Below are 13,363 nucleotides of genomic sequence, written 5' to 3'. Positions count from 1 at the left end.
TGACGAGAATCCGCCGGGTTCCTTACATTCACTCGGAGTTAGGAAAGTTTCCTAACTCTGCTTCATCGGTGAATGTAAGACGCACACGGAGGACCAGTGGCCCAGCCGACGCCCGGCACCCCCAGCCTGCTGCGCGCGATCAACGATCGCGCCGCCCTGCAGGCGCTGCTGGAGCGCGGACCGCTGACCCGCCCGGAGATCGGCGCCCTCACCGGCCTGTCCAAGCCCACCGCCTCGCAGCTCCTCATCCGCCTCCAGGAGGCGGGCCTGGTCGTGCTCGACGGCATCCGCGAGGGGCTGCCCGGCCGTACCGCGGAGGTCTACCGGCTCAACCCCGCCGCCGCGCACGTCGCCGCGCTGGACGTCACGCGCGCGGGCATCGACGTCAGGGTCGCCGACATCACCGGCGCCGTGGCCGGCGAGTATCACCTGCCCAGCCCCGGCCGCTCCGGCGGCGACGCGCTGGAGCGGGTCAGGGCCGCGCTGGAGGGCGCGGGCGCCCCCGCCGCGCTGCGGCGCGTGGTCATCGGCGTGCAGGGCACGATCGACCCGGGCACCGGGAAGATGGCGTACGCCACCAGCAAGGACATGCCCGGCTGGCACATCCCGGACCTGGTCCGCACCCTCGGCGACGGCCTGGGCGTGCCGGTCGACATAGAGAACAACGTCAACCTCGTCGCCCAGGCCGAGCAGGCGCACGGCGTGGGCCGCGGCCACCGTGACTTCGTGCTGCTCTGGGCCGACGAGGGCCTCGGCGCCGCGCTGGTCCTCGGCGGCCGGCTGCACCGGGGCGCGACCGGCGGCGCCGGGGAGGTCGGCTACATGCCCACCCCGGGCGCGCCGACCGCCAGGGACACCGGCCGCTACGCCAACCACGGCTACCAGGCCCTCACCGGCGGCCCGGCGGTGCTCAAGATCCTCAGGTCGTACGGTGTGCGCGGCACCGCGCCCGCGCAGGCGGTGCTGAACGCGGTGCAGGCCTCCGCGTCCACCGGCAGGCGCGCCGACGACGCCCGCGCCGGGCTGCGCGACATCGCCTCCCGGGTGGCCGTCGGGCTGGCCGCGATCACCTCCGTCGTCGACCCCGAGATCATCGTGCTGACCGGCGGGACCCTCCTCGCCGGCGGCGACACCCTGCGCGAGCTCGTCGAGCACGAGCTGCACGCGCTCACCATCCCCAGGCCCCCGCTGCTGCTGTCAACCGTCGAGGGAAACCCCGTCCTCGCCGGGGCGCTCGACCTCGCCCTCACCACCGCCAGGGACGAGGTCTTCAGCTCCACCGTCCCCTCCTGACCCCAACCGCACACGAACCGTTCGGACCCCGCCCGGAATCCCGCCAGATCCACCGCTCCCAGGAGGCAGCCGTCGTGCACCGACGCTTTCTCACCTTCGCCCTGGCCGCCCTGACGGCCACCGCCCTGACCGCCTGCACCGCGGGCACGGAGAGCGCGCCCGCGCTGGGCGCGCAGCCCAAGCCCTCGGGCTCCGCCTCCGCCACACTACCGGCCTCCACCATCGAACTGTGGCACGGGTTCTCCGCGCCCGCCGAGGTCAAGGCGTTCGAGGACGCCATCGCGGGCTTCCGCACGAAGTTCCCCCAGATCACCGTCAAGCTGGTCAAGGGCGTGCAGGACGACCAGATCACCCAGGCGGTGCGCGGCGGGAAGGCACCGGACGTCGCCTCCTCGTTCACCACCGACAACGTGGCCCAGTGGTGCCGCAGCGGAACGTTCCAGGACCTCACCGAGGTGATCAAGCAGGACGGCATCGACCTGTCCGTGCTGCCCGAGGTCTCGCGCTCGTACACCGAGTACGACGGCAAGCGGTGCGTGATGCCGCTGCTCGCCGACGCGTACGGGCTCTACTACAACAAGGCCCTGATGAAGGGCTCCGAGCCGCCCAAGACGCTCTCGGAGCTGACCGAGCTGACCAAGAAGCTCACCGTCCGCGACGCCGACGGGACCATCAAGGTCGCCGGGTTCGTCCCGAGCTTCCAGTACTACGAGAACTCCGCCTCGCACATGGCCCCGATGGTCGGCGCGACCTGGTACAAGCCGGACGGCACCTCGGCGGTCGGCTCCGACCCGGCGTGGAAGGAGCTGCTGCGCTGGCAGAAGGAGCTCGTCGACTGGTACGGGTACGACAAGCTGGAGAAGTTCCGTAAGAGCCTGGGCCAGGAGTGGTCGGCCGACCATCCCTTCTACAAGGGCAAGATCGCCATGGTCCTGGACGGCGAGTGGCGCAACGCCATGCTCGCCAACGAGGCGAAGGACATCGACTACGGCACCGCGCCGCTCCCGGTCGCCGACGCCAAGCCCGACCTGTACGGCAGCGGCTTCACCGCGGGCACGGTGATCGGGGTGCCCAAGGGCGCCAAGAACCCGCAGGCCGCCTGGGAACTGGTCAAGTATCTGACCACCGACACCTCCGCGCTGGTCACGCTCTCCAACGCGCTGCGCAACGTGCCGACCACCAAGGCGTCGCTGGAGTCGCCCGACCTGGTCAAGGACGCGAACTTCCAGACCTTCCTCGACATCTTCGCCCACCCGAAGACGAGCACGGTCCCGGCCAACGTCAACAGCACCTTCAACCAGGACTCCCTTCAGGAGTTCCTGGTCAAGTGGGAGAACGGCTCGGCCACCGATCTCGACGCCGGGCTCGCCGCGGTCGACAAGCGCCTCGACGACAAGATGAAGCTCTCCGGGGGCTGATCCTCGATGAGCATCGTCCACGCCGCGCCGCCTCGCAGGCGGCGCGGCGAGGGCCTCAAGGCCCTCCTTTGGATGTCGCCCTGGCTGGTGGGGTTCGCGGTGTTCTTCGCCTACCCCCTCGTGGCGACGGTCTACTTCTCCTTCTACCGCTACGACCTGTTCACGCTGGAGTTCGTCGGCCTGGACAACTACCGCTACTTCCTGGTGGACGACCGGGCCTGGGTCTCCATCAAGAACACACTGTGGCTGGTGGTCCTCATGGTCCCCGCCCAGGTGCTGTTCGGGCTGGGCGTGGCGTGGCTGCTCACCCGGCTCAAGGCGGGCGTCGGCTTCTTCCGCACGGTGTTCTATCTGCCGTCGCTGATCCCGCTGGTGGCCGGCACGGTCTCCTTCGTGTTCCTGCTGAACCCCTCGGGGCCGCTCAACCAGTTCCTGGAGTTCTTCGGGATCGTCGCGCCCGACTGGTTCGGCGACAAGGACTGGTCCAAGCCCGGCCTGACCATGCTGGCCATGTGGGGCATCGGCAACACCATGATGATCTTCCTCGCGGCCCTGCTGGACGTGCCCAAGCACCTGTACGAGGCGGCGGCCATCGACGGGGCGGGCGCGTGGCGGCAGTTCAGGAGCGTCACGCTGCCGACGATCTCGCCGGTGCTGATGTTCTCGACGGTCACCGGTGTCATCTACGCCCTGCAGTACTTCACCCAGGCGATGATCGCCTCCCGGGTCGCGGCGGGGGTCACCGACTCCCCCGGCAGTGCCTTCGTGCCCGGCTACCCCGAGTTGTCGACGCTGACGCTGGCCCAGTGGCTGTTCCACGTGGGCTTCCGCGACTTCAGCATGGGGTACGCCTGTGTGCTGGCCCTGCTGCTGTTCGCGTTCTCCACGATCTTCACCCTCATCCTGCTCCGCCGGTTCCGCGCGTTCGACGAAGGAGGAGACCGGTGACCACCCTGACCGGCCCGGCCACCCGCCCCACCGGGATCGCCTCCCGCGGGCCGCGCTCCGCCGCGCGCGGCCCGCGCGTCCGGGTGATCCTGTACTGGATCGCCACCCACGCCCTCGCCGTGGCGCTGTCGCTGATGTTCGTCGGCCCGCTGGTGTTCGTGGCGCTGACGGCCGTCATGAGCAACGACCAGGCGCTCACCGGCGACCTGTGGCCCCGCGACTGGAACTGGTCCAACTTCGCCGACGTGTTCGCCAAGTCACAGCTGCTGTCCTGGCTGGGCAACACGTTCCTGTACGCCGGGCTCGGCACCGCGTTCATGCTGCTGTCGTCGATCCCGGTGGCGTACGCGATGGCGCGTTTCCGCTTCCGGGGGCGCAAGCTGGCCTTCCTCGCGGTCATCACGATGATGATGCTGCCGCCGCAGGTCGTCGCGGTGCCCGTCTATCTCATCTGGGCGCGCCTGGACCTCACCGGCACGCTGTGGCCGCTGATCCTGCCGATGCTGTTCGGCGACGCCTTCTCCATCTTCCTGCTGCGGCAGTTCCTGGTCACCATTCCCAGGGAGTACACCGAGGCCGCCCGGGTGGACGGCTGCTCGGACTTCCGGACGCTCGTCAAGGTGATCCTGCCCATGGCGCGTCCGGCGATAGCGGCGGTGGGTCTGTTCCAGTTCTTCTACTGCTGGAACGATTACTATGGTCCGCTGCTCTACGCCCATACAAACGAGGCAAGCTGGACGCTCTCCCTCGGGCTGGCGTCCTTCCGGGCACTGCACAGCGTGCAGTGGAACCTCACCATGGCGGCGACCCTGCTCGTCATGGCCCCGGTCATCATCGTGTTCTTCTTCGCCCAGAAGGTTTTCATCGAGGGCGTCACGCTGACAGGAGTAAAAGGGTGAAACTCGCCGTTGTCGGGGGCGGCTCGACGTACACGCCGGAGCTGATCGACGGGTTCGCGCGGCTGCGCGACGAGCTGCCGCTGACCGAGATAGCGCTGGTCGACCCGGACACCCACCGGCTGGAGCTGATATCCGGCATGGCGCGCCGGATGCTGGCGCGGGCCGGGCACCCGGCCAGGGTCGTCGCGACCACCTCGGTCGAGGAGGGCGTCGCCGGGGCGCACGCGGTCCTGCTGCAGCTGCGCGTCGGCGGCCAGGCCGCGCGCGACGTGGACGAGACGCTGCCGCTGGAGTGCGGCTGCGTCGGCCAGGAGACGACCGGCGCGGGCGGGCTGGCCAAGGCGCTGCGCACGGTGCCGGTGGTGCTGGACATCGCCGAGAAGGTCAGGAGGCACGCACCGGACGCCTGGATCGTCGACTTCACCAACCCGGTCGGCATCGTCACCAGGGCGCTGCTGGAGGCCGGGCACCGGGCCATCGGCCTGTGCAACGTGGCCATCGGCTTCCAGCGCCGCTTCGCCGCGAACCTGGGCGTCGCCCCCGAGCGGATCTCGCTGGGCCACGTCGGCCTGAACCACCTCACCTGGGAGCGGGCCGTCCACCTGGACGGGGTGGACGTGCTGCCGAAGCTGCTGGAGAGCCACGCCGAGGAGATCGGCCAGGACGTCGGCCTGCCCGCCGCGCTCATCCGCCGCCTGGGCGTGGTGCCCTCCTACTACCTGCGCTACTTCTACGAGCACGACCTGATGGTGCGGGAGCAGCGGACCAAGCCGTCGCGCGCGGCCGAGGTCGCGGCGATGGAGAAGACCCTGCTCGACCTGTACGCCGACCCCTCGGTGGACACCAAGCCGGAGCTGCTGGGCAAGCGCGGCGGCGCCTTCTACTCCGAGGCGGCGGTGGCGCTGATCGCCTCGCTGGCCGGTGACCGCGGCGACACCCAGATCGTCAACCTGCGCAACGACGGCACGCTGCCGTTCCTGCCCGACGAGGCGGTCATCGAGGTCCCGGCCACGATCACCTCGGCGGGCGCGGCCGCGCTGCCCGTCGACCCGGTGGAGCCCCTCTTCGCCGGGCTCATCGCCCACGTCACGGCGTACGAGACGCTGGCGATCGAGGCCGCGCTGCACGGCGGCGAGGATCGCGTCACCGACGCGTTACTGGCCCACCCGCTGATCGGCCAGGCCTCGCTGGCCGGAGACCTGGCCAGGCGCCTGATCGAGGCCAACCGCGCGCACCTGTCCTGGGCGACCGCGTGAGAACGGTCCTGGCCGTCGACGGCGGCAACAGCAAGACCGACATCGCGCTCGTCGCCGAGGACGGCTCGGTCCTCGCCACCGGGCGCGGCGGCGCCTTCCAGCCGCAGACCACGGGGGTGGGCGTCGCGATCGACACGATCGGCGACATCGCGCGCTCCGCGTTCGGCCCCGGCGCGGCCACGCCGTACGCCGACCACGTGGCCGCCTACGTCGCGGGCGCGGACCTGCCCGCCGAGGAGGAGGCGCTCCGCGCGGAGATCCTCTCCCGGGGGTACGGCGGGGAGGCGACCGTCGGCAACGACACCTTCGCATTGCTGCGCGCCGGGGCCTCCGGGCCCGCCGGGGTGGCCGTGGTCTGCGGCGCGGGCATCAACGCGGTGGCGGTCTCCCCCTCGGGGGAGGTGGCGAGATACCCCGCGCTGGGACGGCTCACCGGCGACTGGGGCGGCGGCCTCGGCCTCGGCGAGGAGACGCTCTGGCACGCCGTGCGCGCCGAGGACGGCCGGGGCCCGGCCAGCGCGCTGGACCCCGCGGTCCGCGAGCACTTCGGCACCCGCACCGTCGAGGAGGTGTCCCTGGCCATCCACTTCGGCGAGCTGCCCTACGGCAGGCTGAACGAGCTGGTCCCGGTGCTGATGGCGGTCGCGTCCGGGGGGGACGGGGTGGCCCGCTCGCTGGTGGCGCGGATGGCCGAGGAGGTCGTCGTGCTCGCGGTGGTCGCGATGCGCCGCCTGGACCTGCTCTCCGTCCCGATGGAGGTGGTCCTGGGCGGGGGTGTGCTCACCGCCCGCGACCCGCTGATGGGCGAGCTGCTGGAGCGGGGCTTCGCCGAGAGCGCCCCGCAGGCCAAGCTGATCGTCGCCGACGTCGCGCCCATCATGGGCGCCGCCCTCCTGGGCCTGGACGCCCTCGGCGCCACCGAGGAGGCCAGGGCCCGGCTGCGGGCCCACTTCCACGCCCTGACATGATCCTGGCTCCGCCCATGGCATGACGGGGTGACATCACACCGCACACGGCCCGCGTCTCACGGCGCGGGCCGCGGCGCGTGACGGGCCCCGACGCCTGGGGAGCCCGGGGAGCCGGGGGTGTCCGGCGGGGGCAGGAGCGTGGCCGCCGCGCTCTCGGCGAGCAGGGCGAGGAAGGCCCCGCCGAGGGCGTCGAAGCCGGTGCGCGCGTAAGCGGTGAGGACCCGGGTCACGGCGGGCCTCGGCCGGAGGACGCGACCCTCGTACCCGCCGGGCACGATGTTGGCGGGGATGAGCGCGGGCCCGAGACCGGCGGCCGCGAGGGTCGGGGCCGACGCCGTCTGCTCGGTGCGTACCGCGATCCTGGGCTGGAACCCGGCCTCCGCGCAGGCGCGGTCCAGGATGTCGGCCAGGCCGTTGCCGGGGACGTAGTGGACCCAGCGGCGGTCGCGCAGGTCGGCCAGGTCCACCGAGGACGCCCCGCCGGACGCGAGGGGGTCGCCGGAGGAGACGGCCACGACGAACTCCTCGACCCCGAGCGTACGCACCGGCCCCGTCCAGGACGCGGGCCGGGGGCCGACCGCGAGGTCGGCCTGCCCGCTCGCCATCGCCTCCGCCAGCTCGTCGGCGTGGCGGTGCTCGAAGAGCCTGACGTCGACCCCGGGGTGGCGGGCGCTCCAGGCGCGCAGCGCGGCGGGCAGCACGCCCAGGCTGACCGAGTAGACCGTGGCCAGCCGCAGCTCTCCCCCGGCCAGCCCGGTCGTCCGGCGTACGGCCGACAGGGCGCGGGCCGCGTCGGCCAGGGCGGCCCGCGCGTGGGGCAGCATCGCGCGCCCGGCCGCCGTGAGGTGGACGGCCCTGGGCAGCCGTTCGAGCAGGGTGGCGCCGACCGACCGCTCCAGCGCCCGGATCTGGTGCGACAGGGCCGGTTGCGTGACGTGGAGGGTCTCGGCGGCCCGGGTGAAGGAGCCCTGGTCGACGACGGTCACCAGGTATTCGAGCTGTCGCAGGCTCAGCATGCACAAAAATTATCAGAACCGCATAGATCATGATTTTGGGTTATACGAAGCCGCGAGCGCCCGTCATAAACAACGCTCATGGCCGCGACAAGGAACAAGCCTTGGACTCATGGGAGGGGGCCCGCGCAGAATCGGATCGCCCGGGAGCGCGACCGCGCACCGGCCCGTCCGTACCGATCGGGAGAACAACGATGAGCACCCAGCCCAAGGTCGCCCTCGTCGTCGGCGCCCAGGGGGTGATCGGCCGCAACCTGGTCGACCACCTCGCGGCGCTCGGCGACTGGGACGTGATCGGCCTGTCGCGCCGCGGCGGGGAGAGCGCGGGGCGGGTCCGCCACGTACGGGCCGACCTGCTCGACCGGGACGACTGCCTCAAGAGACTCGGCGAGCTCACCGGCGTGACCCACATCTTCTACGCCGCCTACCAGGACCGGCCGACCTGGGCCGGGCTCGTCCCGCCCAACCTCGCCATGCTCGTCAACGTCGTCGACGCGGTCGAGCCGGTGGCGCCCGGCCTGCGGCACGTCAGCCTCATGCAGGGGTACAAGGTCTACGGCGCGCATCTGGGCCCCTTCAAGACCCCGGCCCGCGAGAGCGACCCGCACCACATGCCGCCGGAGTTCAACGTCGCCCAGCAGGACTTCCTGGAGGAGCGCCAGCGGGGCTCGGGGTGGACGTGGACGGCGATCCGCCCGTCCGTGGTGTGCGGCTTCGCCCTCGGCAACCCGATGAACCTGGCCATGGTGATCGCGGTGTACGGCGCGATCTCGAAGGAACTGGGCCTGCCGCTGCGCTTCCCCGGCAGGCCGGGCGCCTACGACACGCTGCTGGAGATGACCGACGCGGGGCTGCTGGCCAGGGCGACCGTCTGGGCGGCGACCGACGAGCGCTGCGCCAACCAGGCGTTCAACGTCAACAACGGCGACCTGTTCCGCTGGAACGACATGTGGCCGAGGATCGCCGGGTTCTTCGGCCTGGAGGTGGCCCCTCCCTTGCCGATGTCGCTCGACGTCGTCATGGCCGACAAGGAGCCGCTCTGGAACTCCATGGTCGAGAGGTACGGGCTGGAGCCGCACCCGTACCAGGACGTGTCCTCCTGGGCCTTCGGCGACGCCGTGTTCTCCTGGGACTACGACTTCTTCGCCGACGGCTCCAAGGCCCGGCGCCTCGGCTTCCACGAGTACGTCGACACCGAGACGATGTTCCTGGACATCCTCGGCGACCTGCGCCGCCGCAGGATCATCCCCTAGGAGGCTCAGGGCTCGATCGACTCCGCGACCTCGGCGTAGACGGTGAGCAGGAGGTCCCAGAAGCGGCCCGCGTCGAGGGAGGTGCCGACGAGGGCGTTGGGGGCGCGGCCCCGGAGGGCGAAGTCGGTCACGGTCATCCCGGCGGTGAAGCGGCCCGCCGTCTCGACGTCCACGACGGCGGGTTCGAGGGTGATCAGGGAGGGGTCGATCAGGTGGGCGATCGCGCAGGCGTCGTGGATCGCGGGCCCGTCCTCGGCGGTGATCATGCCGTAGAAGCGCACGCACGGCAGGAGCAGGTCGGCGCCGAGCCTGCCCATGGCCGCCATGCGCCCCGCCACCGCCTCCGTGGTCACGGCGGCGCGGCTCACGTCGAGACCGATCATGGTCACCGTCCAGCCCGCGCCGAAGACGACCGCGGCGGCCTCGGGGTCGGCGGCGATGTTGAACTCGGCCGCGGGAGAGAAGTTGCCCCGCGTGTAGGACCCGCCGAGGATCGTGAGCCCCCTGGCCCAGCCGGTGATCGCGGGCTCCCTGAGCACGGCGAGCGCCACGTTGGTCAGCGGGCCGATGGCGACCAGGGTCACCTCGCCCGGGTTGGCGCGGAGTGTCTCGATGATGAAGTCGGCGGCGTGCCCGGCGGCGGGCGGGAGCGACGCCGGGGGCAGCAGCGCGTCCCCGAGGCCCGAGCCCCCGTGTACCCCGGCCGCGTCCACCCGGGGGCGCAGGAGGGCGCCCGCGCTGCCCGCGACGACCGGCACGCCGCGAAACCCCAGGAACTCGCGGAGCCGCAGCGCGTTGTCGGTGGTCCTGGCCAGCTCGACGTTGCCGCCGACCGTGGTGATCCCGAGGATCTCCAGCTCGGGGCTCCCGTGGGCGAGGACGAGCGCCAGCGCGTCGTCGATCCCCGGGTCGCAGTCGATGATGATCTTTCTGGGAGGCACCCGTCCAGCTTGGATCAATCACCTCATTCCCGGCAAGTCAGGAGTAACCCTCCGGGAAGCGGAGCGCGGGCCGGTCACCGCCGCCCGGAGAGACGCCGACGAGCCCGCCGGGCAAGTCAGGCGCGTTCCTCGGGCTTCCCGTTGTCCTGGCCCACCGGCTCCGGGGTGCGGTGCTCGTACGGCGTGCTGAGCACGACCGTCGTGCGGGTGGAGACGTTGGCGGCGGTGCGGATCTGGTTCAGCAGCTCCTCAAGGGCGATCGGCGAGGCCACCCGGACCTTGAGGATGTAGCTCTCGTCCCCGGCCACGCTGTGGCAGGCCTCGACGGCACTCAGGTGGGCCAGCCGCTCCGGGGCGTCGTCGGCGGCGGCCGGGTCGATCGGCTTGATGGAGACGAACGCGGTGAGCGAGAGCCCGATGGCGTCGTAGTCGACCAGCGCGGCGTACCCGCGCAGCACCCCGCGCTTCTCCAGCCGGCGCACCCGCTGGTGCACCGCCGACACCGAAAGCCCGGTCTCCCTGGCGAGATCGGTGAAGCTCATCCGGCCATCCCTGGCCAGCAATGTGACGATACGGCGGTCGATCTCCTCCATCCGGTAAACGGTAACGGCATTCGGATCCCGCACATACCGTCCGCGTGTCACGGCCCGGTCCCAACCGTGATCTCCGGGGGGCCCTCCTGCCCGGTCTCCTCCTCCCGCTCCGGCGCGACGGCCTCGGCGGGCAGCGTGATGACGAAGCGGGCGCCCCCGGTGTGCTCGGTGTCCAGCCGGATCGTGCCGCCGTGCTGCTCCACGATCTTCCTGCAGAGCGCGAGGCCGATCCCGGTCCCCTCGTAGGCGTCCCGCTGGTGCAGCCGCTGGAAGATGATGAAGATCTTGTCGGCGAAGTTCGGGGGGATGCCGATGCCGTTGTCGGTCACGGTCATCCGCACCTCCCCGTCGAGCCGCTCGGCCTCGATCACGACCCGGGGCGCGCGGCCGGGGTCGCGGAACTTCAGGGAGTTGCCGATCAGGTTCTGCCAGAGCATCACGAACTGGGTCCGGTCCCCGACGACGGCGGGCAGGTCGCCGACCTCGATCTCGGCCCCTGACTCCTCCAGCGCCGCGGAGAGGTTGGCCAGGGCCCTGCGGACCACGTCGTTCAGGTCCATCTCGACGGGTTCGCCACTGACCCGGCCCACCCGGGAGAAGGTCAGCAGCTCGTTGATGAGCACCTGCATGCGCTTGGCGCCGTCCACGGCGAAGTCGATGTAGGTGTTGGCCCTCTCGTCGAGCTGGGAGGCGTACCGCTGCTGGAGCATCTGGCAGAAGGAGGCGATCTTCCGCAGCGGCTCCTGAAGGTCGTGCGAGGCCACGTAGGCGAACTGCTCCAGCTCCGCGTTGGAGCGCTTCAGCTCCTCGGCCTGGGCGGCGACCCGCAGCCGGGAGCCCCGGGCCTCCTCCAGCTCGGAGACGATGCGCACGCGCATCGCCTCCATGTCGTCGGCCAGCTCCGCGAGGTCGGCGGGGCCGCCGGTGTCGACGTGGTGCGCGAAGTCTCCCCTGGTGACCCGGCGGGAGGCCTCGCGCAGCCGGGCGAGCGGGCCGAACACCGCGATCCTCAGCAGCACCGCCACCGTGACGATGGTGATCAGGAAGGCGGCGAGGATGCCGAAGAAGGTGGCGTCCCTGACCGTACGGGCGGCCCCCAGGTCGGCGCGGGCCAGCTCCCTCGCGTGGTTCCAGGCGGCGTTCTGGGTGTCGAGCGCCTTCCTGACGGCGTCGAAGGAGCGCTTGCTCTCCTCGGACTGCCCGGCGCTCACGCTCTCCGGGCCCTCGTCCCTGACGCTCGCGATCATCGGTTCCGCGTGGCGAATCCGCCAGTCGGCGGCCAGCCGCTCCACGTCCCGCAGTGCCAGCAGCGGCTCCGCGCCCGGCACCAGCCGCGCGATCTGCGCCGACACGGCCAGCTCGTCGCGCAGCCCGTTCACGTACGGCTGCAGGAACTCCTCCTTGCCGGTGATGACGAAGCCCCGCACCCCGGTCTCCTGGTTCAGCAGGGTCGCCTGCAGACGCTCCGCCTGGATCCTGCCCACCGAGATGTGGTCGATCAGCCTGTTGGAGGCGGACGCCGCGTTCTGCAGGACCGTGGCGCCGACGATCGCCGACACCCCGAGCAGGAGGGTCATGGCGAGCAGCACGACGTTGAACCACGTCTGCGCGCTCCAGCGGCTCTTGCGGGATCCGCTCGGAGGTGTCTCGGTGGTCATTCGGCCTCTCACTTCACGAGGTGTCCGTCCCGCCGGGGCGGCAGGTGTCCGGCGGGGTGGACGAAAGATACCGGAACGAGCCGCCGCCCACGCGTGCGATCCCGTCCCCGGAGGAAGGCCCCTGCCCGTGCCCCGGGGATCGAGTCGTACAGTCACGGCATGAGCAACCTGGAGACGGATCCGCGGGAGTCGGCGTGCGGCGGCCTCGCGGACGTGGCGGCGGAGCCGGTGAACGAGCTGCTGACCGGCCGGGACGTGGTGCTGGGCGGACCCCGGGCGATGAGGGTTACCAGGACCCTGCCGAACCGGGACGTCAGGATGGTCGGCGCGTGGTGCTTCGTCGACCACTACGGCCCCGAGCGGGCGACGATGCACGTCCCCCCGCACCCGCACACCGGCCTGCAGACCGTCAGCTGGCTCGTGGAGGGCGAGGTCCTGCACCGCGACAGCGTCGGCAGCGAGCAGCTGATCAGGCCCGGCCAGCTCAACCTGATGACCGCCGGGCGGGCCATCTCCCACGCGGAGGAGTCGCCCGCCGAGGCCGTGCTGCACGGGGTCCAGCTGTGGGTGGCGCTGCCCGCCGCCGCCCGCGCGACCGCCCCGGCCTTCGAGCACCACCCCGTGCTGCCCACGCTGTCGTCGCCGGGGGTGACGGTGACCGTCATCATGGGCGAGCTGGGCGGCGTCACCTCCCCGGCGACGGTCCACACCCCGCTGGTCGGGGCCGAGGTGACGCTGGAGGCCGGTGCGGAGACCTCGGTCCCGCTCCGTCCCGGCTTCGAGTACGCCGCGCTGGCCCTGTCCGGCACCGTACGGGTCGGCGGGACGGACCTCTCCCCCGGCCCGCTGCTCTACCTGGGCGGCGGGCGCTCGGAGCTGGTCCTGGGCGCCGGGGAGGCCGAGGGGGGCGGGCGGCTGCTGCTCCTCGGCGGCGAGCCGTTCGAGGAGCGGATCGTGATGTGGTGGAACTTCGTCGGCCGCAGCCACGAGGAGATCGCCGAATTCCGACGGGAGTGGATGGAGGGCGAGGCGTTCGGCACGGTGCCGGGCACCGGAGCCGCCCCGCTGCCCGCGCCCGAGCTGCCCCTGACCACCCTCAAGGCGCGCGGGCGCCGCCGCTGAC

The 13,363-nt window shown here is 71.7% G+C and carries 12 protein-coding genes; 8 read left to right on the top strand and 4 right to left on the bottom strand.

Features of this window, described 5'->3' with window-relative positions; all coding sequences use genetic code 11:
- Positions 1–96: 96 nt before the first annotated feature.
- The 6 genes from ACW9TB_RS29670 (at position 97) to ACW9TB_RS29645 (ending at position 6,782) form a co-directional block, all read left to right on the top strand.
- Positions 97–1,293, top strand: coding sequence for an ROK family protein (locus tag ACW9TB_RS29670; RefSeq protein ID WP_472751376.1), 1,197 nt, complete (start codon positions 97–99; stop codon positions 1,291–1,293).
- 74 nt (positions 1,294–1,367) lie between these two features.
- Positions 1,368–2,711 (top strand): ABC transporter substrate-binding protein, encoded by a 1,344-nt coding sequence (locus ACW9TB_RS29665; RefSeq protein WP_472751375.1) that lies wholly within the window; start codon positions 1,368–1,370, stop codon positions 2,709–2,711.
- Positions 2,712–2,717: 6 nt separating this feature from the next.
- Positions 2,718–3,659, top strand: a complete 942-nt coding sequence (locus ACW9TB_RS29660) for a carbohydrate ABC transporter permease (RefSeq protein ID WP_472751374.1) — start codon at positions 2,718–2,720, stop codon at positions 3,657–3,659.
- Positions 3,656–4,558 carry a carbohydrate ABC transporter permease gene (locus ACW9TB_RS29655; RefSeq protein WP_472751373.1) on the top strand — a complete coding sequence of 301 codons (903 nt, stop codon included), beginning with the start codon at positions 3,656–3,658 and terminating at the stop codon, positions 4,556–4,558. Before ACW9TB_RS29660 ends, ACW9TB_RS29655 begins: the two co-directional genes overlap by 4 nt.
- On the top strand, positions 4,555–5,814 hold the full coding sequence (locus tag ACW9TB_RS29650; protein ID WP_472751372.1) for a 6-phospho-beta-glucosidase: 1,260 nt from the start codon (positions 4,555–4,557) through the stop codon (positions 5,812–5,814). Before ACW9TB_RS29655 ends, ACW9TB_RS29650 begins: the two co-directional genes overlap by 4 nt.
- The gene (locus ACW9TB_RS29645; RefSeq protein WP_472751371.1) at positions 5,811–6,782 is read left to right on the top strand and encodes an N-acetylglucosamine kinase; all 972 of its coding nucleotides are present in this window, start codon (positions 5,811–5,813) and stop codon (positions 6,780–6,782) included. Before ACW9TB_RS29650 ends, ACW9TB_RS29645 begins: the two co-directional genes overlap by 4 nt.
- 56 nt (positions 6,783–6,838) lie before the next feature.
- Here the strand turns inward: ACW9TB_RS29645 and ACW9TB_RS29640 are convergent, their stop codons facing one another.
- A complete protein-coding gene (locus ACW9TB_RS29640; RefSeq protein WP_472751370.1) occupies positions 6,839–7,798 on the bottom strand; it encodes a LysR family transcriptional regulator in 960 nt (319 codons plus the stop codon).
- Between the two features lie 191 nt (positions 7,799–7,989).
- Here ACW9TB_RS29640 and ACW9TB_RS29635 point away from each other — a divergent pair, with 191 nt between their 5' ends.
- The gene (locus tag ACW9TB_RS29635; RefSeq protein ID WP_472751369.1) at positions 7,990–9,048 is read left to right on the top strand and encodes an SDR family oxidoreductase; all 1,059 of its coding nucleotides are present in this window, start codon (positions 7,990–7,992) and stop codon (positions 9,046–9,048) included.
- 5 nt (positions 9,049–9,053) lie between these two features.
- Here ACW9TB_RS29635 and ACW9TB_RS29630 read toward each other — a convergent pair whose 3' ends face one another.
- The 3 genes from ACW9TB_RS29630 to ACW9TB_RS29620 form a co-directional block, all read right to left on the bottom strand.
- Positions 9,054–9,989, bottom strand: coding sequence for a nucleoside hydrolase (locus ACW9TB_RS29630; protein WP_472751368.1), 936 nt, complete (start codon positions 9,987–9,989; stop codon positions 9,054–9,056).
- Positions 9,990–10,105: 116 nt separating this feature from the next.
- Positions 10,106–10,582: an Lrp/AsnC family transcriptional regulator gene (locus ACW9TB_RS29625; protein ID WP_472751367.1), complete on the bottom strand. Its 477-nt coding sequence runs from the start codon at positions 10,580–10,582 to the stop codon at positions 10,106–10,108.
- A gap of 47 nt (positions 10,583–10,629) precedes the next feature.
- Positions 10,630–12,240: a sensor histidine kinase gene (locus ACW9TB_RS29620; protein ID WP_472751366.1), complete on the bottom strand. Its 1,611-nt coding sequence runs from the start codon at positions 12,238–12,240 to the stop codon at positions 10,630–10,632.
- 159 nt (positions 12,241–12,399) lie between these two features.
- Between ACW9TB_RS29620 and ACW9TB_RS29615 the strand changes: the two genes are divergently transcribed.
- Positions 12,400–13,362 (top strand): pirin family protein, encoded by a 963-nt coding sequence (locus tag ACW9TB_RS29615; RefSeq protein ID WP_472751365.1) that lies wholly within the window; start codon positions 12,400–12,402, stop codon positions 13,360–13,362.
- The last annotated feature ends 1 nt before the right edge of the window (position 13,363 follow it).

The organism is Streptosporangium sp. H13245, assembly GCF_055690525.1.
This window is presented reverse-complemented; position numbering and strand designations above follow the sequence as displayed.

Coding starts and splice junctions, on each gene's coding strand:
- ACW9TB_RS29660 (WP_472751374.1), top strand. CDS start 2,718: ATGAGCATCGTCCACGCCGCGCCGCCTCGCAGGCGGCGCGGCGAGGGC.
- ACW9TB_RS29640 (WP_472751370.1), bottom strand. CDS start 7,798: ATGCTGAGCCTGCGACAGCTCGAATACCTGGTGACCGTCGTCGACCAG.
- ACW9TB_RS29635 (WP_472751369.1), top strand. CDS start 7,990: ATGAGCACCCAGCCCAAGGTCGCCCTCGTCGTCGGCGCCCAGGGGGTG.
- ACW9TB_RS29625 (WP_472751367.1), bottom strand. CDS start 10,582: ATGGAGGAGATCGACCGCCGTATCGTCACATTGCTGGCCAGGGATGGC.
- ACW9TB_RS29620 (WP_472751366.1), bottom strand. CDS start 12,240: ATGACCACCGAGACACCTCCGAGCGGATCCCGCAAGAGCCGCTGGAGC.
- ACW9TB_RS29615 (WP_472751365.1), top strand. CDS start 12,400: ATGAGCAACCTGGAGACGGATCCGCGGGAGTCGGCGTGCGGCGGCCTC.